19 protein-coding genes and 1 pseudogene are annotated in these 22367 nt (G+C 64.5%); 16 read left to right on the plus strand and 4 right to left on the minus strand.

All coding sequences use genetic code 11. The features are described from left to right. On the plus strand, positions 1-678 hold a 678-nt coding region (fhuF, locus tag VFJ08_RS03740), incomplete at its 5' end, for a siderophore-iron reductase FhuF (RefSeq protein ID WP_324995309.1). A gap of 688 nt (positions 679-1366) precedes the next feature. Here fhuF and VFJ08_RS15845 read toward each other — a convergent pair. After that, a pseudogene (locus VFJ08_RS15845) lies at positions 1367-1957 on the minus strand (TonB-dependent receptor plug domain-containing protein); the annotation flags it as partial. Positions 1958-2220: 263 nt separating this feature from the next. Here VFJ08_RS15845 and VFJ08_RS03750 point away from each other — a divergent pair. From VFJ08_RS03750 to coaD, 7 genes are all read left to right on the plus strand, one after another. Then, positions 2221-3114 carry a carbon-nitrogen hydrolase family protein gene (locus tag VFJ08_RS03750; protein ID WP_324995313.1) on the plus strand — a complete coding sequence of 298 codons (894 nt, stop codon included), beginning with the start codon at positions 2221-2223 and terminating at the stop codon, positions 3112-3114. A 29-nt stretch (positions 3115-3143) separates the two neighbouring features. Then, a complete protein-coding gene (locus tag VFJ08_RS03755; RefSeq protein ID WP_324995315.1) occupies positions 3144-4118 on the plus strand; it encodes a quinone oxidoreductase in 975 nt (324 codons plus the stop codon). Between the two features lie 91 nt (positions 4119-4209). Continuing rightward, entirely contained in the window at positions 4210-4419 is a 210-nt protein-coding gene (locus tag VFJ08_RS03760) for an AbrB/MazE/SpoVT family DNA-binding domain-containing protein (protein ID WP_324995317.1), read from the plus strand. Next, on the plus strand, positions 4416-4787 hold the full coding sequence (locus VFJ08_RS03765; RefSeq protein WP_324995319.1) for a type II toxin-antitoxin system VapC family toxin: 372 nt from the start codon (positions 4416-4418) through the stop codon (positions 4785-4787). Before VFJ08_RS03760 ends, VFJ08_RS03765 begins: the two co-directional genes overlap by 4 nt. Before the next feature lie 64 nt (positions 4788-4851). Next, positions 4852-6309, plus strand: coding sequence for a metalloprotease TldD (gene tldD, locus VFJ08_RS03770; RefSeq protein ID WP_324995321.1), 1458 nt, complete (start codon positions 4852-4854; stop codon positions 6307-6309). Between the two features lie 9 nt (positions 6310-6318). Then, the gene (gene rsmD / locus VFJ08_RS03775) at positions 6319-6963 is read left to right on the plus strand and encodes a 16S rRNA (guanine(966)-N(2))-methyltransferase RsmD (RefSeq protein WP_324995323.1); all 645 of its coding nucleotides are present in this window, start codon (positions 6319-6321) and stop codon (positions 6961-6963) included. Continuing rightward, complete coding sequence (coaD, locus tag VFJ08_RS03780; RefSeq protein ID WP_324995325.1) at positions 6960-7463, plus strand: pantetheine-phosphate adenylyltransferase; 504 nt, start codon at positions 6960-6962, stop codon at positions 7461-7463. Before rsmD ends, coaD begins: the two co-directional genes overlap by 4 nt. Positions 7464-7583: 120 nt before the next feature. Here the strand turns inward: coaD and VFJ08_RS03785 are convergent, their stop codons facing one another. Further along, complete coding sequence (locus VFJ08_RS03785; protein ID WP_324995327.1) at positions 7584-8195, minus strand: hypothetical protein; 612 nt, start codon at positions 8193-8195, stop codon at positions 7584-7586. 69 nt (positions 8196-8264) lie between these two features. Beyond that, complete coding sequence (htpG, locus tag VFJ08_RS03790) at positions 8265-10247, minus strand: molecular chaperone HtpG (protein ID WP_324995329.1); 1983 nt, start codon at positions 10245-10247, stop codon at positions 8265-8267. 187 nt (positions 10248-10434) lie between these two features. Here htpG and ddlA point away from each other — a divergent pair, with 187 nt between their 5' ends. The 6 genes from ddlA (at position 10435) to VFJ08_RS03820 (ending at position 18134) form a co-directional block, all read left to right on the plus strand. Beyond that, positions 10435-11562 carry a D-alanine--D-alanine ligase gene (gene ddlA / locus VFJ08_RS03795; RefSeq protein WP_324995331.1) on the plus strand — a complete coding sequence of 376 codons (1128 nt, stop codon included), beginning with the start codon at positions 10435-10437 and terminating at the stop codon, positions 11560-11562. A gap of 40 nt (positions 11563-11602) precedes the next feature. Further along, on the plus strand, positions 11603-12019 hold the full coding sequence (locus VFJ08_RS03800; protein ID WP_324995333.1) for a hypothetical protein: 417 nt from the start codon (positions 11603-11605) through the stop codon (positions 12017-12019). Between the two features lie 155 nt (positions 12020-12174). Further along, complete coding sequence (locus VFJ08_RS03805) at positions 12175-13581, plus strand: TolC family protein (protein ID WP_324995335.1); 1407 nt, start codon at positions 12175-12177, stop codon at positions 13579-13581. Then, the gene (locus VFJ08_RS03810; RefSeq protein WP_324995338.1) at positions 13578-14603 is read left to right on the plus strand and encodes an efflux RND transporter periplasmic adaptor subunit; all 1026 of its coding nucleotides are present in this window, start codon (positions 13578-13580) and stop codon (positions 14601-14603) included. The genes VFJ08_RS03805 and VFJ08_RS03810 overlap by 4 nt, the downstream gene beginning before the upstream one ends. Continuing rightward, entirely contained in the window at positions 14600-17671 is a 3072-nt protein-coding gene (locus VFJ08_RS03815) for an efflux RND transporter permease subunit (protein ID WP_324995340.1), read from the plus strand. The genes VFJ08_RS03810 and VFJ08_RS03815 overlap by 4 nt, the downstream gene beginning before the upstream one ends. A 91-nt stretch (positions 17672-17762) precedes the next feature. Beyond that, entirely contained in the window at positions 17763-18134 is a 372-nt protein-coding gene (locus VFJ08_RS03820; protein WP_349256945.1) for a YkvA family protein, read from the plus strand. A 175-nt stretch (positions 18135-18309) separates the two neighbouring features. On the opposite strand, the gene VFJ08_RS03825 is transcribed toward VFJ08_RS03820, so the two are convergent. Further along, the gene (locus VFJ08_RS03825) at positions 18310-19326 is read right to left on the minus strand and encodes an alcohol dehydrogenase (protein WP_324995342.1); all 1017 of its coding nucleotides are present in this window, start codon (positions 19324-19326) and stop codon (positions 18310-18312) included. A 160-nt stretch (positions 19327-19486) separates the two neighbouring features. On the opposite strand from VFJ08_RS03825, the gene VFJ08_RS03830 reads away from it, so the two are divergent. Further along, positions 19487-20944: an NAD-dependent succinate-semialdehyde dehydrogenase gene (locus VFJ08_RS03830; protein ID WP_324995344.1), complete on the plus strand. Its 1458-nt coding sequence runs from the start codon at positions 19487-19489 to the stop codon at positions 20942-20944. Between the two features lie 11 nt (positions 20945-20955). Next, positions 20956-22212, plus strand: a complete 1257-nt coding sequence (gene ectB, locus VFJ08_RS03835) for a diaminobutyrate--2-oxoglutarate transaminase (protein ID WP_324995345.1) — start codon at positions 20956-20958, stop codon at positions 22210-22212. The last annotated feature ends 155 nt before the right edge of the window (positions 22213-22367 follow it).

Below are 22367 nucleotides of genomic sequence, written 5' to 3' on the forward strand. Positions count from 1 at the left end.
GAGCGCCCGCCGGCGGCCGCGGCGCTCGTGGTCGCCGGGCCCGAACTCTGCGATCCGGTCGTCCTCGACGGTCTGCTGGATCGCTTTGCCGCCGGCCAGGCCTGCGGCGATAAGCGCGCCGCGGCCTCGCAGTGGTCGAAGTATTTCTTCAGCCGACTGATCATCGCCGCGACCGTGGTTCAGCTTGCCGAAGACCGCGCGCTCGATCTAGCGATAGAGCGGCTACGCCTGGGCTTCGACGCGCACGGTTTCACCCAAACCATCGCGCCGGACACGCCGGCGCCGCTGACCACGGCGCCGGGGCACGATTTTTCCCGGCTCGTCGAGCGCACGCTCGCGCCGGTGGTCCGTGCATTGGCCGGGCGCTGCCGGCTGGCGCCGCGCGTGTTCTGGAGCAACGCCGCCGTTTACTACGATTACGCGCTCGGCGAGTTGGCCGCGCAGCGCCGGATCGCCCCCGGGCGCATCCATGCGGCCGGGAAGATGCTGACCGCGCCGCGGCTGGCCGGCGGGGCCCGCAACCCGTTTTACCGGCCCTACCGCACGCTGGCCCCGGGGGCGATCGACGGCAACGGCCAGCCCGCGACGCGCTGTCGCCGGCTGTGCTGCATGCGCGATCTGGACCCGCGCTGGTCGCTGTGCCCGGATTGCCCGCGGGCATACGGCAACAGGTCTTAGAACCGATAGTCGACGGTCGCGATGACCTGGCGCCTTTCGCCGAAATAGCAGTAGTTCTGGTTGAAACAGCCGAATAAAACCGGCTGAGCGTCGCGCCGTCGTTGGGCGCGGCGGTGAAGCCGATCTGATAGATCTGCGCCAGATCGGTCTCGACGTCGGCATAGCGTGAATGGGAATGCAGCGTGACATGCGCGTTGACGTGCTGCGTCAGCTCGTAGGAAAAGAGTTTTTCGTCGCGATCGAACTTATTGTTCCCCCGGCTCTGGTCGACCCATGACGGCTCGACCGTGCGCCCGAAACGCGAGTTATCCACCGCCAGATCATAGGGCACCGCGCCGTGGAAGCCGCCGGCCGGATCATGCTGAATATAAGCCTGCAACAGTAGGGTGGTGTCGTCCGACAGGTCGAGGCTCACCTCCGGCATGATGGCGTAGCGCTCGCGCTTGACCACGTCGAACTGGGTGTCCGATGTCGAGGCCTTGCCGATCGCGCGATAACTGCCCCAGTCCTTGTTCGGCAGCGGACCGGTGAGATCGACGCCGCCGCCGAAGGTATCGAAGCTGCCACCGTAGAACTGGATGTCGCCCTGTTGTTCGGCCAGCGGCTTCTTCGTGGTGTAGTTGACCAGACCGCCGGGCATTGCATGGCCGTAGAGCACGGAACTCGGACCCTTGACGACATCGATGCGCTCAAGAAAGAACGGGTCGATCTGGATGTTCGAATAGCTGCCGGGATCGCTCATCAGGCGCAGGCCGTCGAGGAACATGTTGTTCACGTCGCCGGCATGAAAACCCCGCAGCGAGACCACGTCCTGCCGCTTCGACGCCCCAGCCAGACCGGTGAAGGCGCCGGGCGTGTAACGCAGGGCGTCGTTAATGCTGCGCGAGCCCTGATCCGCGATCTGCTGCCGGGTGATCACGTTGACCGTTTGCGGCGTCTCGATAAGCGGCGTATCGGTTCGCGTGGCGCCGCGGCTGGTATAGACGAGGTAGCCTTCGGTTGGCGTATCGGTCCCGAAGTACCGGCCGGTCACGCTGATTGTCCGGAGTATTGTCGGTGCGCCGACAGCGGCTGGTTCGCTCCGACTCGCGGCCGGTGCGACTTTCGTCTTGGCCGGCACGGGTTCCAGCTTCCGATTCGCGGCCGGCGCTTCACCGGGCTGAGCCGGATACGCCGGCGACTGACGCCCATTATCGCGGCGACGCCGAAAATACACGGCGCCCGGCGCCCGATCCGCGCATATCCCCTCATGATCCCTATTCCTTGTATGGATGCCCACCAAAGCGACAGCGCCGCCACCGTCAGCCTATTTTTATTAAATGATAATGCGAATGATTATTATTTATATACAAAAGATAGTCAATTGCAACGTCCAACACGTTTCATCTGTCGCACTGGCTGAATGGCAGTCTCAACTACCACACACCGATCAGTACCCTCGGTATCGGTGTGAACAACCTGATGGGTTACGCAGCTAGTGATCGTCCGGCCGGTTCGGCGTATCCTCGGCCCACGGATAAAAGTTCAAGGAAATCCTTGCGCATGAGCGAAGCCCGACCGGCGCCGGAAACCGTGCGCGTCGCCGCCATTCAGATGAACTCGCTCGGCGAGGTAGACCCCAATCTCGCGCGTGCGGGCGACCTGCTCGCCGACGCCGCCCGGCGCGGCGCCCGGCTGGCCGTGCTGCCCGAGAACTTCGCCTTGATGGGGGCGCATGCGACCGACAAACTGCATGCCGCCGAGCCCGATGGCCCGGGTAACGACCCAGGCAACAACCCAGGCAACAACCCAGGCAACAACAATACCCCGATCCAGGATTTTCTGTCCCAGACCGCCGCCGAACACGGGCTCTGGATCGCCGCCGGCACAATCCCGATCGCGAGCCCGGAGGCCGATCGCGTCTATCCCGCGCTGTGCGTGTACGACGACACCGGCCAGCGCGTGGCCCGCTACGACAAGATCCATTTGTTCGATGTCGGCCTGCCGGACTCGGCCGAGGCGTACCGCGAATCGGCCACCTTCATGGCCGGCTCCAATCCGCCGATGGTGATCGATTCCCCGTTCGGCCGCATCGGCCTGTCGATCTGCTACGACCTGCGCTTTCCCGAACTCTATCGCCGCTTGGCCGCCGACGGCGCCGAAATCGTGGTCGCGCCGTCGGCGTTCACCTACACCACCGGCACCGCGCATTGGCATATTCTGGTGCGCGCCCGCGCGGTCGAGAATCTGGTCACCATGATCGCGCCCAATCAGGCTGGCCATCACGCCAGCGGCCGGCGCACCTACGGCCATAGCGTGATCTGCGACCCCTGGGGGCAAGTCCAGTCCGAGGCGCGCTCCGAGGCCAATGAAGTCGTGATCGCCGATATCGACCGCACACGGGCGGCCAAGCTGCGCGAAGGCTTCCCCTGCCTGACGCATCGCCGCCTGGCCTGATCGTCTAACGACCGTTCAAGGAGCATTCCATGGCTCGACAGATCCAATTCAAACAGACCGGCGGCCCCGAGGTGCTCGAACTCGCCGATACCGAGATTCGCGATCCCGGCCCGGGCGAGGTCCGGATCAGCAACCGCGCCATCGGCGTGAACTTCATCGACATCTATTTCCGCACCGGGCTATACCCGGCCGAGTTGCCGAGCGCCATGGGCACCGAGGGCGCCGGCGTGATCGACGCGGTCGGCGACGGCGTCGAGGATTTCGCCGAGGGCGATCGCGTGGCCTATGTGCTGGGGCCGAAAGGCGCCTATGCCGACGCCATCACCCTGTCGGCCGACCATGTCGTCGCGCTACCCGAGGCGATCGATTTCGAAACCGCGGCCGCCTCGCTGCTCAAGGGCCTGACCGTGCAGTACCTGCTGCGCCAGACCTACGCCGTGGCCGAGGACGACACGATTTTGTTTCACGCCGCGGCCGGCGGCGTGGGCACGATTGCCTGCCAATGGGCCCGGGCTCTGGGAGCGCACGTGATCGGCACGGTCTCGTCCGATGAAAAATCCGATATCGCCAAGGATCACGGCGCCTGGATGACCATAGACTACACTCGCGAGTCCGTGCCCGAGCGCGTCATGGAACTGACCGACGGCGCCGGCGTGCCGGTGGTCTATGATTCAGTCGGCAAAGATACTTGGGCCGACTCGCTGAAATGTCTGCGCAAGCGCGGCCTGATGGTCTCGTTCGGTAACGCCTCGGGCCCGGTCGAGGGCGTGAATCTGGTCGAGCTCAACCGCGGCGGTTCACTATTCGTCACCCGCCCCAGCCTGGGCGGCTATGCCGACACGCCCGAACGCTTCGAGATGATGTGCGCGGACCTGTTCGACGTGTTGGAATCCGGGGACGTGAAGGTTCATATCGGCCAGCGTTACGACTTGGCCGATGCCGGCGCCGCGCAACAGGCGATCGCCGAGCGCAAGACGACCGGATCCACGATTCTTCTGCCTTGAGCAGGCTCCGACGTATCGGCTCCACGTGATGATTGTAAAACGATAACGGAATCGATAGTATTTTTGTAAAATCAATTATTCCGGTATCGTAATGACCGATACGCTCACGCTTTCGTCCAAGTTCCAGATCGCAATACCCAAAGCGGTCCGCGAGCGTCTCGACCTGCACGCCGGGCAAGTACTGCAGATCATCACCTATGGCGATCGAATCGAGCTGTTGCCGCAGCGCGATGCAAAAACCATGCGTGGCTTTCTACGCGGCATCGACACCGATGTCGACCGTGAAAAAGATCGTTTGTGAATGTCGTCGACTCGTCGGGATGGCTGACTTATTTCGCCGACGATGAGCACGCGGATTACTTTGCCGAAGCCATCGAACAAACGGACCGCCTGATCGTACCGAGTCTGAGTCTGTACGAAGTATTCAAGCGCGTACTGCAGCAACGTGGGGAAGATGCCGCGTTGCAAGCGGTAGCCGTGATGCAGCAAGGCCGCGTGATCGCAATGGATGCCTCGACCGCTTTGCTCGCCGCGAAGCTGAGTCACGAATCCAAGCTGGCCATGGCTGACAGCGTCATGCTGGCGACGGCCCGCCTGCATAACGCAACGTTATGGACCCAGGATGCCGACTTCGCGGCCTTCAATGATGTTCGTTTCCGCAGAAAATAAACTGCCCTCGATGGCGATCATCGAATCAGGCCGACTGTATTGGCCGTAGTGTTAACCTGAAACCATGCAAACGACACTCGATCTCGCCAGCGACACCCTGCTCGGGCGCGCCAACATCAGCGCCCGCCAACTCGAGACCACGCTCTCCGGCCTGATGGTGCCGGGCGTGGACTACGCCGATCTGTATTTCCAGATGCAAAAGAGCGAAACCTGGCTGCTGGAGGACGGTGTCGTACGCAACGCCGGCGCCTCGACCGCCCAGGGCGTCGGCGTCCGCGCGCTGGCCGGCGAACAAACCGGGTTCGCCTATGCCGACGAACTGGCATTTCCCATGCTCGCCCAGGCCTCGAAAGCCGCCGCGGCGATCGCGCGCGAGGGCAAGACGGCGCGCATGAACGCGCTCACCCGGCGCGATATCGGGCCGGCCGTGCGTTATCGGCCGATCGACCCGGCGGCGACGCTGAACGCCGAGGCCAAGGTCGCCCTGCTGCACTACGCGGACAAGGCCGCACGCGATGCCGATTCGCGCGTGACCCGCGTGACCGTGTCGCTCGCCGGCTCATCGGACACGATGCTGGTGGCCGCCTCCGACGGCACGCTGGCCGGCGATGTGCGCCCCATGGTGCGGCTCAACGTTTCGGTCCAGGTCGAGGAAAACGGCAAGCGCGAATCGGCCTCGGCCGGCGGCGGTGGGCGGCTCGGCTACGACATCTACAGCGGACCGGACGATCCGGTGGCCGGGTACGCGCACGAGGCGGTACGCCGCGCGCTGGTCCGGCTCGCCGCCGAGCCCGCGCCCGCCGGCGCCCTGCCGGTAGTGATGAGCCCGGGCTGGTCGGGCGTACTGCTGCACGAAGCGGTCGGCCACGGCCTGGAAGGCGACTTCAATCGCCGCGGCGCGTCGAACTACGCCGGCAAAATCGGCCAAAAGGTGGCTTCCGATCTGTGCACGGTGGTCGATGACGGCACGCTCGAAGGCCGGCGCGGCTCGCTCGCGGTCGACGACGAAGGCACCCCGGCGGCCGTCAACACGCTGATCGAAAACGGCGTGTTAGTCGGCTATATGCAGGACAAGCACAACGCGCGCCTGATGGGTACGGCCCCCACCGGCAATGCACGGCGCGAGTCGTATGCATACACCGTCATGCCGCGTATGACCAATACCTATATGCGCCCGGGCGACTCGGACCCGGGCGATATCATCGCCTCGGTCGAGTCGGGTATTTACGCCGCGCATTTCGGCGGCGGCTCGGTCGATATCACCTCCGGCAACTTCGTGTTCTCCTGCGACGAGGCCTACCGAATCGAAAACGGTAAGCTCGGCGCGCCGCTCAAGGGCGTCACGCTTATCGGCAACGGGCCCGAGGTGATGGGCCGCGTGTCGATGGTGGGCAACGACTGGGCGCTGGATACCGGCGTCGGCGTATGCGGCAAGAACGGCCAGAGCGTGCCGGTCGGCGTGGGCCAGCCGACGCTCAAGGTCGACTCGATCACCGTCGGCGGTACCGAAGGCGCGGCCTGAGCGCGTCGGATGAGCGCTGGGAAAAGACCCAATAGGCGCACCGCCAAGCCGTTCGAACGTGAAACCCGGCTGCGGGTGATCGGCGGCGAGTGGCGAAGCCGTGTGTTGGCCGTCGCCGCGGTCCCGGGCTTGCGCCCCACGCCCAACCGGGTGCGCGAAACGCTGTTCAACTGGCTCGCGCCGCGGCTCGCGGGCGCGCGCTGTATCGATCTGTTCGCCGGTACCGGCGCGCTCGGCATCGAAGCGCTGTCGCGCGGAGCGGACCAGGCGATATTCGTCGAAAACGACCGCCGTGCTGCCGCGGCGATCGAAGCCGCGCTGAAAACACTCGGCGCCGGCGATCGCGCCCGGGTTCTGCAGGCCGACGGCACGGACGTCGGCCGGCATCTGGCCGCCACCCACGCGCGCGCGCCAATGGATATCGTGTTCGTCGATCCGCCGTTCGATGCGCATTTGCACGGCGCCGCGCTTACCGGCCTGCGGCCGTTGATCGACCCACATTCGCGGGTCTACGTCGAATACCCGGCGGCCGAGGAGGCCGCGATCACGGCTCGATTGGCCGAAGAATACGAGATTTTACGCCAGTCGCGCGCGGCCGGGGTCGGCTATTGTCTTGCGCGCATTCGCGCCGCGGGCGACCATGGCGCGTCATGAGCGAGGCTAAAACCGTACGCGCGGCCTATACCGGTACGTTCGATCCGATCACCAACGGCCACGCCGATGTCATCCGCCGGGCGGCGGGCATGTTCAGCGAATTGATCGTGGCCGTGGCCAGCAATTCCGCGAAGAAATCGATTTTCGGTCACGCCGAACGGGTCGAGCTCGCCCAATTGGCGCTCGCGGACGTTGGCAACGTCACCGTCATGTCGGCGCAGGGGTTGATCGTCGATTTCGCCCGCAAGCACGGCGTCGATGTACTGGTCCGCGGGGTACGCGGCGTGGGCGATTACGAATACGAAAAACAGATGGCGGTGATGAACCGGCACCTGGCGCCGGAAATCGATACGGTCCTGCTGGCGCCCTCACCCGAGTACGCCCATATCTCGTCGACGCTGGTGCGCGAAATCGCTTTTCTCGACGGACGAATTACGGGGCTCGTGCCCCGCGTGGTCGCCGATCGCCTGCATGCCAAGACCAACGGCGGCCAGCGATAATCAAATATCTTTCGACCGCGCGGTATGAACCGCGCGGTCGACAAAAGGGGAGAGCTCTCCCCTTTGGAAACCCCATTGCTAAGATGCCCGCGGCAAGCCGCGGGGTATTGGTGAATTAAACTACCGCGACATCGTCTGATCGCTCGGCGTCGGATTGCCCGACAGCGCGTACTGTTCGCTGATATCGACGGTGGCCAGTTCGGAGGCGTCCGCCGGCTGGAACACCAGCACCTGAATCACGCGGTCGGGATAGCTGAAATAGACCCGCGTCGTGCTCGCGTCGCCGGACAGACTGGAATCGGTATGCACGGCCGGACTGTGGCCTTCGCCGGGCGCGTCGGAGAACGCCTGGATCATGTTCCGGATCGCGGCTTGCCCGTCGGCGCTGCGAAACGAGCCGAGATTGCGCGTCACGCGCACCAAGCGGCCGTTGGCGAAGGTGAGCGAGCCCACCGCGCTCGGCGGCCGGGACTGGCCATTTCGGCTTAGCGGCACCGCCTTGGGATACAGAAAATATCGGCCGCTCTGGTTGCTCGGTGTTACGTTGAATCGAGCCCGGGCTTCGCCCATGACGCGGCTCCGGTCGGCGCCGAGCTGCAGCGTGGTGCCGCCGATATTCACGCGCTCGTTGTGCTGCTCGGCGAACGCGGCCGGCGTGGCGATCGCGATCAACAGGGCCAGGGTCATGGCCAGCGCCCAGGGCGCGGTTTTTTTCAGTCGGTCCGGGTTCATGCGGTACTCCTGGCGTGGTCAAGGGCAGGGACACGGGCCGGCGCGGCGGCGCCGGCCCATGAGCCCACGCTACGCCGCGCCCTTGGAGACGGCCAGTAGCATCTGATTCATCCGGCGCACGAACGAGGCCGGGTCCTCCAGTTCGCCGCCCTCGGCCAGCACGGCCTGTTCGAACAGCATCTGAGAGAAGGCGTTGAACTCGTCCTCGCCCTGCTCGCCAGCCAGGCGCTCGACCAGCGGATGGATCGGATTGATTTCCAGATGCGGCGCCGACCCCGGCATGGCCTGGCCGGCTTCCTTGAGGATGCGCTCCAGATGCGCCGACATGCCATGCTCGTCAGCGACCAGACAGGCCGGCGAATCGGTCAGGCGGTGCGTGACGCGCACTTCGTTGACCCGTTCGCCCAGCGCTTCCTTGATGCGCGCGACTAGATCCGAGGACTCTTCCTGCAATTTCTTCTGCTGCTCTTTTTCTTCCTCGGACTCGGCCTCGCCGAGATCCAGCGCGCCCTTGGCGACCGACGAGAACTCGGTGCCCTCGTACTCGGTCATATGCGCCATGACCCATTCGTCGACGCGATCGGTCAGCAGCAGCACCTCGATGTCTTTCTTTTTGAAAATCTCGAGATGCGGGCTGTGCTTGGCTTCGGCCAGCGTGTCGGCGGTGATGTAGTAGATCTTCTCCTGGCCGGGCTGCATACGCGCGATATAGTCGTCGAGCGACACGCCCGGATCACCCGACTCGTCCGTGGTCGTCTTGAAGCGCAGCAGCTTGGCGATCTTGGCCTGATTCTCGTAGTCCTCGACGATGCCTTCCTTGAAGACCGTGCCGAACTGGTTGGAGAAGGTCTTGAACTTCTCGGGGTCGTCCTCGTCGCGGGCCATGGACTCGATCAGGCCCAACACCTTCTTCACCGAGCCGGCGCGGATCTTGTCCAGCAGGCGGTTGGACTGGAGAATTTCGCGCGAAACGTTCAGCGGCAGATCGTTGGAGTCGATCACGCCCTTGACGAAGCGTAGGTAGCGCGGCATCAGCTTTTCCGCGTCGTCCATGATGAACACGCGCTGCACATAGAGCTTCACGCCGTGCGCCTTGCCGTTCGGATCGAACAGATCGAACGGCGCACGCTTGGGGATATAGAGCAGGTTGGTGTATTCCTGGGACCCCTCGACCTTGTTGTGGGTCCAGGTCAGCGGATCCTCGAAGTCGTTGCAGGCGTGCTTGTAGAACTCGGCGTAGTCCTGGTCGGAGAGATTCGCCTTGGGCTCGGCCCAGAGCGGCGCGCCGCGGTTGACCTGCTCCCAGCCGGGCTCTTTATCCTCGGCCGATTCGTCTTCCTTGGCGTCTTCCCCGGATAGCTGCTCGCGCATCTTGATCGGGAAGGCGATATGGTCGGAATAGGTCTTGACCAGATGGCGCAGGCGATAAGGTTCGGCGAATTCTTCCTCACCCTCGCGCAGATGCAGCGTGACGGTGGTGCCGCGGCCGGGCTTGTCGATCTCTTCCAGCGTGTACTCGCCGCCGCCGTCGGAAATCCAGCGCACGCCGGTGGATTCGCCGCCGCGACGGGTATCGACCACGACCTGATCGGCCACGATGAAGGCCGAGTAGAAGCCCACGCCGAACTGGCCGATCAGCTTGGCGTCCTTCTTTTCGTCGCCGGACAGCGAGTCGAGAAACGCACGGGTGCCGGACTTGGCGATGGTGCCGATGCGTTCCATGACCTGGTCGCGCGTCATGCCGATGCCGTTGTCGGAGAACGAGACCGTGCGAGCCTCCTTGTCCTGCTCGATCCAGATCGCCAGTTCGGCGTCGCCCTCGAACAGGGAGTCGTCTTTCAGACCTTCGAAGCGCAGCGTATCCAGCGCGTCCGAGGCGTTGGAGATCAGTTCGCGGGCGAACACCTCCTTGTTCGAGTACATCGAATGGATCATCAGCTGCAGGAGCTGCTTCACCTCGGCCTGGAAGCCGTGCTTCTCGGCGTTGGCGCCGGCCTCGGCGGCCCCCTGGGCCCGGGTCTGATCTTGACTGTTCGTGTTGTCGTCGCTCATGGCGTGTTTGATCGATGGTTGGTGACAAATAGGCGCGGCAGCGCCGCTTGCCTGCCTTGAATGTGGCCCGCGGGGCGGATTTTCAAGCGCGGCTCGCACGGCCGCTGAGGCCGGCGGGCGGTTCATGGCATTCTTAGCCGTTCATTCGGATCGCAATCATGATCGCAACTATAAAAGGGAGAAGCCGATGGCCCGAACGCGAGTGGCGGTAATCTGCGGGGGTGCTTCGGCCGAGCACGAGGTCTCGCTGGCCTCGGCGCGCAACATCGTCGCGGCACTCGATCGCGAGCGCTTCGAGGTGTTCGTGATCGGCATCGACAAGGCCGGCGTCTGGCATGCCGCCGACGCCGACGATTTCGCGTACCACCCGGACGATCCGAAACGTATCGCACTGAAAGCCGATAAGGCCGCGCTAGCCGTCGTGCCCGGCCGCGAATCGGGCCAGATCGTTGCCGCCGATACCGGCGAGATCGCGCTCGAGATCGATGTCGCCTTTCCCATCGTCCACGGCCCGACCGGCGAGGACGGCACGCTGCAAGGCATTCTGCGTGCGGCCAATATCGCCTGCGTGGGGGCCGGCGTGCTGGGTTCGGCCGCGGCCATGGACAAGGACATCGCCAAACGGCTGCTGCGCGACGCCGGCCTGTCGGTCGCGCTTTTCGAGGTGGTGAGCCCCGCCGATCTGCCTCTGGATCATGCCGCGCTCACGGCACGCCTCGGCAGCCCTTTGTTCGTGAAACCGGCCAATCTCGGCTCCTCGGTCGGCGTGAGCCGGGCCGCGAACGCGGATGAGCTTGCCGACGCGGTCGATCTGGCGCTGCGCTTCGATCACAAGGTGCTGATCGAATCCGCGGTCAGCGGACGCGAGATCGAATGCGCGGTGCTCGGCAATACCGAGCCCGCGGCCAGCACGGTCGGCGAGGTCGTGGTCGCCGGCGGCGGCTTTTATGCCTACGACACCAAGTACGTCGACGACAGCGCCCGGGTCGTGATCCCGGCCGAACTCGACGCCGACAGCATCGAGGCCGTGAAGCGCGTGGCGCTGGCCGCCTATCGCGCGCTGGACTGCCGCGGGCTGGCGCGGGTGGACGTGTTCGTCACCCCCGACGGCCATGTCGTGGTCAATGAAATCAATACGCTGCCGGGCTTCACCCGAATCTCGATGTATCCCAAGCTATGGGCCGAATCCGGTATCGCCTACCCTGAGCTGGTCGCGCGGCTGGTCGCGCTGGCGATCGAGCGGCACACCGCGGATCGAACCCTGGCGACCTCGATGGCGCTGGGTTCTTGCACCGCGCGCACCCCGCCCGGATGATGCGCACTTCATCACCTGGCCACTCTCAGCCGATGCGCCCATGATCTACACCGACGACACGCCGATGAGCGAGCTACTGGCCGGTATCGCATCGGTCGATGCCGAGGCCTGTCATGAATTCGCCCGGCGTCAGCATGTGGCCGGCCACGGCGCCGACCTGAAAACCGCCGCCGCGCTCGTGCACGAGCTGGCCTTCGCGGCCCAGCTCGACCGGCCCGAGGAACTGGTGGCCTGGAAATACCCGGAAGTTTTCGATCCGGTCGACGCAAAAATGCTCACCGATCTGCTGCAAGCGGCCTCCGAAGACAATCGGGAAACCGCAAGGCAATTGATTACGAATCGGTCGTTCGCCGACATTACCGCCTTGTCGAGCATCGCCAGCTATCTCGAACAAGCCGTCGAACAGCTGCGACGCTTCGGGGTGCAGCGGCCGAATCCGCAGCAGTCGTTGTTCTAATCCGCACATAGCCGCATCGGCGGTTTATTCAGGGCCGCCTACAAACCGCGACTATTACGGCCCTATCAGTGGCTTACATCGGTATTACATCGGTCTGACTAGACTGGGCCGAAACACATGGCCGCCCGCGCCGACAACGGCGCGAATCCGCCCTGATGATCCAGCCTTCCGCGCAGGGCCCGGCCCGACCCGAGACCCCAAAAGTCCGTCTTATTCTCGCGATGGTGCCCACGGTCCTGGTTGCAGCCTGTGCGACCTACCACGCCAAGCCACTGCCCGACGGCGCCGACCTGGCGAACGCGCCGAGCCTGGAATTGCCCGCGGGACAACTCGCCGTACCCGGATTAAGCACCCATCCCTTCAATCCTGCGAATGGTCTGGACATGACCGAGACGGTCACGCTGGCGGTGCTCAACAACCCGGACCTCAAGGCCAAGCGCCTACAGGCCGGGGTCGCGGCCGCGCAGTTGCTACAGGCGGGGCTGCTGCCCAACCCGCAGCTGAGCACCAGTTATCTCAATCCCGTCAGCGGGCAGCCGCCGCTTTCCGATAGCTACACCTTCGGCCTGATGCAGGATTTGACGGCGCTGATCAGCCGTGGCGCGGCGCGTGCGGCCGCCCGCGCCGACAAGGCCAAGGTCAATCTGAATATTTTGTGGCAGGAATGGCAGGTGGCGCAGAAAGCCCGCCAGCTATTCATCCAAGCGCGTGCCCATGCGCATCTGGACGACGTGCTGGAAACCCGGCGCCGGCTTTATGCCAAACGCTATCGGCGCGACCGCAAGGCGCTGCGCCAAGGCAACCTCACATTGGCGACCAGTTCCGCCGATCTGGTGGCGCTGGTGGATGCGAATACCCAGTTGCGCCAGCTCCAGCGCCAGCGCAATCAAACCCGGCACGCGCTGGACGCGCTGCTGGGTTTGAAGCCCGAAGTCAAACCGAGGCTGACCGGGTTCGCGCGCCTGCATCCGTTTTCCAGGGCCCAGTTCCGGACGGCGCTGGCACAACTGCCGCGGCGGCGGCCGGATCTGCTCGCCCTCAAGGCCGGCTACCACAGTCAGGAGGCCACGGTGCGCAAAGCCATTCTTCAGCAATTTCCGACCCTATCCATCGGCCCGACCGGCGGCCGGGACACCGGTTTCGTGAACAGCGTGGGCTTCAGCATCAATCTGACGCTGCCGCTGTTTGATCACAATCAGGGCCGGATCGCGATCGCCCGCGCCACCCGCGCGGTGCTGCGCCAGACCTATCAGGCGCGTCTGGATAGCGCGGTCAACGCCGCGCATAAGCTATGGCGCGAGGTCCATATCCGGCATCGCCAGCTACGCCAGCTCGAAGCGCGTCTGCCGAAATTGGAGGCCACCACCGATGCCGCCCAACGCAGCTTCGCCCGGGGCAACCTAAGCGCCGGCACCTACATCAACCTGCGTTCGAGCCTGCTGGCAAAGCGGGTCGAGGCGATCCGGCTCAAAAGCGCGTTGCAACAAGCCCAGGCGGGGTTGGAGACGCTGCTGGGCATGACGCTCGGCCCCCGCGGTTCCACCGCCGGAGGAGAGTCATGACAAGGGCTATAACCGGACTGGCTCTACTGTGCGTCGCGTCGGCCGTTTTCGCCGCCGGGCAACCCAGCGTGCGGGTGCGGACCGCGCCGGTCAAGCGCCAGCAAATGGCCGAGACCATCACCGCCCTGGGCCAAATCCGGCCCGATCCGCAATCCCAGATCGCGATAGGCGCCACCTATGCGGCGTTCGTGCAACAACTCGATGTCACGCTCGGCCAATCCGTGTGCGCCGGCGAAGCGTTGCTCACGCTACGCACCGCGCCCGCGGCCCGGGCCAATTACCTGAGTGCTAAGGCCCGCGTGCATTATGCGCGGGAAAGCCTGGCGCGTAAGCGCAAGCTGCTCGAACAGCACCTGGCCACCCACGCCGACGTGAACGCGGCCGAACAGGCGTTGGCCACGGCCAAAGCGGCCTTCGCCGCCCAGAAAGCGTTGGGTACCGGAGAGAAAACACGGGTGATCAAGGCGCCGTTCACCGGCATCGTCAGTAAGCTGTCGGTGCAACCCGGCGTTCAGGTACAGGCCGGAAACCCGTTGTTGCGGCTCGCCAAGCGCGACAGCCTGGAAGCGGTGCTGGGGCTCGAGCCGGACGAATCCAACCGCGTCGAAAAGGGCACGGCGGTTCGAGTCGAAGCGCTTTTCGCCGACGGTAACGGGGTCGAGAGCCGGATAAGCCAGGTCAATGCCGCGGTCGATCCGAACACGCGGCTGGTCAATGCCATCGTGCGGCTGGACGGCGATCGGGCCGGGGCTTTTCTACCGGGCATGCGGGTCAAGGGGACGCTGGTCCTGACGCGGCGCACCACGCTGGCGGTGCCGCGTTCCGCGGTCTTGCACGACCGCCAAGGCGACTATGTGTTCGTCGTCCGCCAGGGCAAGGCGCACCGAATCAATGTGGCCACCGGGATCGAAAACAACGGGCTGATCGGCGTCGCCGGCAAGCTCAAGGCCGGCCAGCCAGTCGTGGTGACGGGCAACTATGAGCTGTCCGAGGGCATGGCGGTCCGCCGGGGCGATTCGTGAGTTTCGCCGCCTGGGTTCAGAATCACCGCCGCTCCATTCTGTTTTTACTGGCGCTCCTCGTGGTGGGCGGGATGGTCGGCTACACCCAGCTGCCGGTGGCCCTGTTCCCGCAGGTGCAGTTTCCGCGTGTACGTGTATCGGTCGACGCCGGGGCGCGCCCGGCCCACGAAATGATGCTGCAGGTCACGCGCGTCGTCGAGCGCGCGGTGCGAACGGTGCCCGGCGTACGCACGTTGCGCTCGACGACCAGCCGCGGGTCCACCGATATCTCCATCAACTTCGACTGGGGCCGCGACATGGTCAACGCCCTGTTGCAGGTGGAATCGGCGGTCAGCCAAGTCCTGCCCGAGCTGCCCCCGGGCACGCGCTTTAGCGCCAAGCGTATGTACCCGGCCGACTACAGCGGCGTCATCGACTACAGCCTGACTTCCCATAAGCTGAGTCAGGTCGAACTGCGCGATCTGGCCGAATACCGGCTGGTGCCCTATCTCTCCAGCGTGACCGGCGTCGCCAAAGTGACGGTCCAGGGCGGCGAGCAGGCCGAATACCAGGTCACGGTCAAGCCGGCGCGGCTGGATGCGCTGGGGCTGTCGATCAATGATGTGGCCAACGCGCTGTCGGCGGCGAACGTGCTCACCGCCGTCGGGCGCGTGCAGGATCACTACAAGCTGTATCTGGCGGTCTCCGACACCCGGTTTCAAAGCCTCGACGAGATTCGCCACACCGTGCTCAAAAGCGGCGGCGACGGCGAAGTGCAACTCGAGGATGTGGCCGCCGTCGAGCTGGCCACGGCGCCCGAATATCAGCGCATCACCGCCGACGGCAAGCCCGCCGTGCTGCTCTATGTCTACCAGCAGCCCGGGGCGAGCGTGATCAAGCTGTCGCAGGATCTCAAGGCGCGCCTGCAGCAGTTCCAGCCCCGGATGCCCCCGGGCGTTGCGCTCCATCAGTGGCGCAATCTGGCCGGATTGGTCAAGGCGTCCCGGAGCAGTGTCGTCGATGCCATCTTCATCGGTATCGTGCTCGCCGCCCTGGTGCTGCTGGTGTTCCTGCGCAGCGTCAAAATCACCCTGGTGGCGGTGATCGCGGTACCGGCCGTACTGTTCGCCACCATGCTGTTGCTCTACGCCTTCGGCATGACCTTGAACATGATGACGCTGGGCGGCATGGCCGCCGCGGTGGGCTTGATCATCGACGACGTGATCGTGATGGTCGAACAGGTGGTGCGCCGCGTGCAGGAAACCGGCGAGCACGGCATCGAGCGCGTACTCGCCGCTGCCCGCGAGTTCACCCAGCCGCAGGTCGGTTCCTCAACCTCGACCCTCATCATTTTTCTGCCGCTGGCTTTCTTGAGCGGGGTCACCGGCGCTTTTTTCAAGGCGCTGTCGCTGACCATGGCGGTAAGTCTGTTCATTTCGTTTCTGGTGGCCTGGTTGGTCGTGCCGCTGCTGGCGGACTTCATGCTGGGCCACAAAGACATCAGGCGTGAGCAAGCGGGCCGGTTCGGCCGCCGGGTCAACCGGGGCTACAGCAAGCTCATGATCCGGCTGCTGCGCCGGCCCGCCTGGCTGTTGTTGGGCCTGGTCCCGATGCTGGGCGCGGCTTATATCGCTTTTCATCAGGTGGGAACCGGCTTTTTACCGCCTTTGGACGAGGGCGCCTTTATTCTGGACTACCGAACGGCACCCGGCACGTCGCTGGCCGAGACCGACCGGCTGCTGCAGCAGGTCGCGGCCATTCTCAAGCAGAATCCTTACGTACAGACCTGGTCTCGGCGTACTGGCGCCCAGCTCAGCGGCAACATCGCCGAGCCCAACGCCGGCGATTTCTTCGTTCGCCTGGGCTCGCCGCGGCCGGCGACCGAAACCGTCATGGCCCAGGTGCGGCAAAAAGTGAACGCCCGCGTGCCGGGCCTGGATATCGAACTGGCGCAGCCCATCGAAGATGAAATCGGCGATCTGACGTCGGTGCCGGAGCCCATCGATATCCGCCTGTTCGGCAACGACGTAGGCCAGCTGCGGGCGGTCGCTAAAAAGGTCGCCGAGGCGATTAGCGGCGTGGCCGGGGTCGTGGGCGTGAGAAGCGGCGTGGTCATCGCCGGCGACTCGCTCGCTGTTCATGTCAACCGGGTCAAGGCGGCGGTGGAAGGCTTATCGCCCCAAGCCGTCACCCAACAATTGCAAGCCTATATCGGCGGCACGGTCACCACCCAGGTGCGCAAGGGCGTGAAATTCGTCGGCGTTCGGGTCTGGGGGCCGAAAAAGCTGCGCAACAGGATTGCCGCGGTCGAGCATCTACTGCTGCGGGCCCCGGATGGCCATCTGGTGCCGCTCGGACGCATTGCCGAGGTTAAAATCATCTCCGGCCAGCCCGAGTTGACCCGCTATAATCTGAAAAGCGATGTCGCGGTCACCGGGCGTATCAGCGGCCGGTCGCTGGGCGCCACCATCGCCGACGTTAAGCAGATACTCGATAAACCCGGGGTGATTCCCGACAAAGTCTATTATCAGCTCGGCGGGACATATAAAACCCAGCAAAAAGCCTTCCGCGGCCTCATCAAGGTGTTCATCGCCGCGGTCGCGTTGGTGTTTTTCCTGTTGCTGTTCCTCTACGAGCGTTTCCGTGTGGCGCTGGCCATTCTGGTCCAGCCGCTGCTGGCCGCGAGCGCGGTGTTTATCGGCCTGTGGCTGACCGGAGTGGAACTCAATATCACGGCCATGATGGGGATGACCATGGTGATCGGCATCGTCACCGAGATCGCGATCTTTTACTTTTCCGAGCTGCGCCTGCTCGACCATCGCCTGCCGCTGGCGTGGAACCTGATCCGCGCCGGGCGCAACCGTATGCGCCCCATCGTGATGAGCGCGCTGGCGTTCGCGCTGGCGCTGCTGCCCCTGGCTCTAGGTCTGGGCCAGGGCTCGGCCATGCAGCAACCGCTGGCCATTGCCATCATCACCGGCTTGCTCGTACAGATACCGCTGGTGCTGCTTTTCCTGCCGGTGCTCTATCAAGTGCTCGCCGATGGCAAGCACTTTGACGCATCCAATCATGCTTTACAGAACTCTTAGTCGTAGCATTTGCTTAGATTGGATCGAGCATAAAACGACCGGCTTTTTTTGGCGACAAGCGAGCGCTGGCGCAAAGACAGGATCTACGAAAGTGCTCAATTCACTGAAAAATCAGGCCAAACGGCTCAAGCAGCACACGCTCACGGTGTATTTCGCCGCACGCGACCCGCGTACGCCTGTTCTTGTTCGGGTTTTAGCGGTTGTCGTTGCCGCCTACGCGCTCAGCCCCATCGACCTGATCCCGGATTTCATCCCGGTCATCGGCTATCTTGACGACCTGTTGCTGGTACCGCTGGGTGTCGCTCTGGTTTTGCGGCTTACGCCACCGGCGGTTCTGAAATCTGCCCAGGCAAAGGCGCAGCAAGCCGCTGCCCGGCCCGCCGTCAGCTATGCGGCGGCGACACTCATTATCGCACTGTGGCTTTTCATATTGTGCGCCGCCGCGCTGTGGATAACGGTGTAGCATGTCTGGAAACGCTTATGCGCGTTGACGTGATCGAGCGCTAAGCCGATGCCGGCATAGGGAGGGGCAACTGGACGCGGATTTTCGCAGCGAGCAGGCGGTGACCACGTTGTCGTGAAAGTGAACGCGGTATCGACCAGATCGGGAGTCCGCACGCACCGTTCGGCTGCCAGTGTCATTCCATCGTCAGCACGACCCGGAAACGCGCGTCGTTGTCGATCATGCGTCGATACGCCGCGTTGACCTCGGATAGCGGGTAGGTCTCGATGCGCGTACGGATATCGCGCAGGACCGAGAAATTCAGCGTGTCCTCGGAATCGTGCGGCGCGCCGCTCGGGTGGCCGGCCACGCTGCGCCGCGCCATGAGCAATTGAAAGGGCGAGACCTCGATCGGCTCGGGCGAAGCGCCCAGCACGAGCAGTTGTCCGTTGACGCTCAAGGCGTCGATCACCGAGCTCATCAGCTTCGGGTTGGGCGCGGTGGCCACGATCAGACGCGCGCCGCCGAGTTTGCCCAGTGCTTCGACGGCGTCCTCGGCCTCGGTATCGATATAGCGATCGGCGCCAAGCTCGAGCGCGAGATCCTTCTTGTCGGTGCCGCGCGACAGCGCCACCGTATGAAAACCCATGGCATGCGCATATTGAACGGCCAGATGGCCGAGACCGCCGATGCCCTGGATGGCCACCACGTCGCCAGGCTTGGCGCCGGCGTGGCGCATACCGTTGTAGGTGGTCAGGCCGGCGCAAAGCAGCGGCGCGGCCTCGGCCGAGGACAGCGTCTCGGGAATCGCGACCAGTGCCTCGGCCGGCGCGATCATGTATTGGCCGTAGCCGCCGTCATACGAGATGCCGCAAACCTGCTGATTCTCGCAGGTCACGAAATCGCCCGAGCGGCAGGATTCGCAGGAAAAACAATGGCCGCCGTGCCAACCGACGCCCACCCGCTGGCCGGACCGCCAGTGATCGACGTCGTCGCCGATGGCATCGATACTGCCGATGACCTCATGCCCCGGCACACGCGGGTAGACGAGCCCCGGAAAACCGCCGTCGACGACGAACGCATCCGAGTGGCAGACACCGCAAGCCGCGACCTTGATCCGGACCTGGGCCGGGCCGGGATCGGGTATGTCGCGGGATACGAGCTCGAAATCCGTACCCGGCTTGTTGATCTGGGCAACTTGCATCTGGGACATCGGCGCCACCTTTGGGATGAATTGAGCGCATTGGCAGACTAACACCGCCAACCGGGCAGGGTATGCGCCCGTGGTTGCCCGTCCGAACCACTACTGATATAGCCGCGCCGTGCAAATTGGTAGCGTGGGCAGTCTGGATCATTCGATCACGAGCCCTTCTATGTCCGATCACCAAGCACTCATGCACGAGGCCGCCTTCATCGGTGGCCGGTGGATTCAGGCCGGCCCCGATGAAAAGAGCGCGGTCCGAGACCCGGCTAACGGCGACTTGCTCGGCCACGTACCGGCACTCAGCGCCGAACAGATGGATTCCGCCATCGAGGCGGCGGTCGGCGCCTTCGACACGTGGCGCCATACCGCGCCGCTGACGCGCGCCGACAAGCTCTATGCCTGGTATACGGGCATGCAGGACAACCGCGAAGCGCTGGCACGGCTAATGACGCTCGAACAGGGCAAGCCGATCAACGAGGCGCGCGGCGAAGTCGACTATGCGTCGAGCTTCTTCCGCTGGTTCGCCGAGGAGGCGCGTCGTTTCCGCGGCAAAACCATTCCGCCCGAAGACCCGACCATGGCCGTGGGCACGGTCGAGGAACCGGTCGGCGTGGCCGCCATTATCACGCCCTGGAACTTTCCGCTGGCCATGATCACGCGTAAGGTCGGCGCCGCGCTGGCCGCTGGTTGCACCACGCTGGTCAATCCGGCCACCGAAACCGCCTTTTGTGCCCTGGCGCTGGCCGATCTGGCCGAAAAGGCCGGGCTGACGAACGGCGAGTTCAACGTGGCGCCGGGCCCGGGCAAACGGTTCGGCGAGCGCGTCTGCGCCGACGATCGCGTGCGCGCCCTGTCGTTCACCGGTTCGACCGAAGTCGGCCGCAAGCTGATCGAGCAGAGCGCGGCCACGGTCAAGAACAACGCCATGGAACTCGGCGGCAACGCGCCGCTCATCGTCTGTGAGGACGCGGATCTGGAAACCGCGCTCGCCGGCGCCGTCGCGGCCAAGTTCCAGACCAGCGGCCAGGACTGCGTGGCCGCCAATCGCCTGTATGTGCATCGTTCGTTGTACGACGAGTTCGTGGATCGCTTCGTCGAGAAGATGAACGCGATGACCGTGGGCCACGGACTGGAGGAGGACACCGAAATCGGCCCGCTGATTCACGCCGAGGCGGCCGAGAAGGCGCGCTCGCTGGTCGAGGACGCGCGCGACAAGGGGGCACGCATCATCGGCCGTGATCAGGCCGACGCGCCGGGCGAAAACTTCTTCATGCCCACGGTGGTGGCCGAGTTCACGCCGAACATGCGTCTGGCCTCCGAGGAACAATTCGCGCCGATCGCGGCGATCGCGCCGTTCGACGACGACGACCAGGCGATCGCGGCCGCCAACGACACGATCTACGGCCTCGCCTCCTACGTGTTCACGCCGAACGATGCCCGTATCCGCCGGTATATCCGTGGCTTGGACTACGGCATGGTCGGCGTCAACACCATGGACATCACCGGCCCGCACGTACCCTTCGGCGGCGTGAAGCAGTCCGGCCTCGGCCGCGAAGGCGGCCATGTCGGCATGACCGAATACCTGGAAACCAAATACTACTGCCTCGGCAATCTGCCCGAAGTTTAAGGAAGGTCGAAATGAGCATGGACACCATCGAACGGCTGGAATCGGAAGTACGCGGCTATGTGCGCTCTTTCCCGACCGAATTCGCCACCGCCCGCGGCAATCGCATGACCGACGTGCACGGGCATGAATACCTGGATTTCTTTTCCGGTGCCGGCGCGCTGAACTACGGCCACAACGACCGGGACATGGAAGCCGCCCTGCTCGACTACATCCAGTCCGGCGGCATCAACCACGGCCTGGACATGGCGACCGAAGCCAAGGTCCGGTTCATGGAGACCTTCGAGGAGGTCATCCTCAAGCCGCGCAAGCTGGACTATAAGCTCCAGTTTCCCGGTCCGACCGGCACCAACGCGGTCGAAGCCGCGCTGAAACTCGCCCGCAAATACACCGGCCGCTCGGGCATGGTCCACTTCACCCACAGCTTCCACGGCATGACGCTGGGCGCGACCTCGGTGACCAGCAACGCCGCGATCCGCAACAGCGCCGGCGTCGGTCTGTCGGATACCACGACCGCGGCCTTCGACGGTTATTATCGCGACGGTCGCGATACCGCGGCGGACTTGGACGCACTGCTGTCGGATTCGTTTTCCGGGGTCGACAAGCCGGCGGCGGTCATCGTCGAAACGGTGCAGGGCGAAGGCGGCATCTATACCGCCGACTTCGAATGGCTGGCCAAAATTTCGCGCATCTGCAAGGCGCACGGCCTGCTGCTGATCGTCGACGATATCCAGGCCGGCTATGGCCGCACCGGCCCGTTCTTTTCCTTTGAGCCGGCCGAGATTCAGCCGGACATCGTCACCCTCGCCAAGTCGATTTCCGGCATGGGTTCGCCGATGTCGCTGGTGCTGATGCGCCCCGAGATCGACGTCTGGAGCCCGGGCGAGCACACGGGGACCTTCCGCGGCAACAACCACGCCTTCGTGACCGGCGCCGCCGCGCTCGACAAGTTCTGGCGCGACGACAAGCTCACGCGCCATGTCGCGCACCACGGCGAACGTCTGCGCGAGCGCCTGCGGCAAATCATCGACAAGCACGACGGCTTCGACGGCGAAGTGCGTGGCCGCGGGTTCTTCATCGGGCTGGACTGCGCCCAGCCGGAAAACGGCAACGCCGTGATCGGCGCGTGCTTCGAACGCGGCCTGATCATGGAAACCACCGGCCAGGAAGACCGCGTGGTTAAGATCATGCCCCCCTTGATCAGCACCGCCGAGGACATCGACGAGGGCCTGTCCATCATCGACGACGCAATCGGCGCGGTGACCGGTTAGACTGTCACCCGAATTGCATTGACATCGACGGCTGCCCGGCTGGCTAGCCGGGCGCCGGCCGTAATGTCCACGAGGTGCGTCGGGGCTTGCGTTCACGGTCATGAACGGCGCGCCGCCCGCTCCGGCCGGCAAGTCAAATATTTTTCGACCGGACG

Origin of the sequence: Salinisphaera sp., assembly GCF_035690525.1 — a bacterium.
Lineage (GTDB): Bacteria > Pseudomonadota > Gammaproteobacteria > Nevskiales > Salinisphaeraceae > Salinisphaera.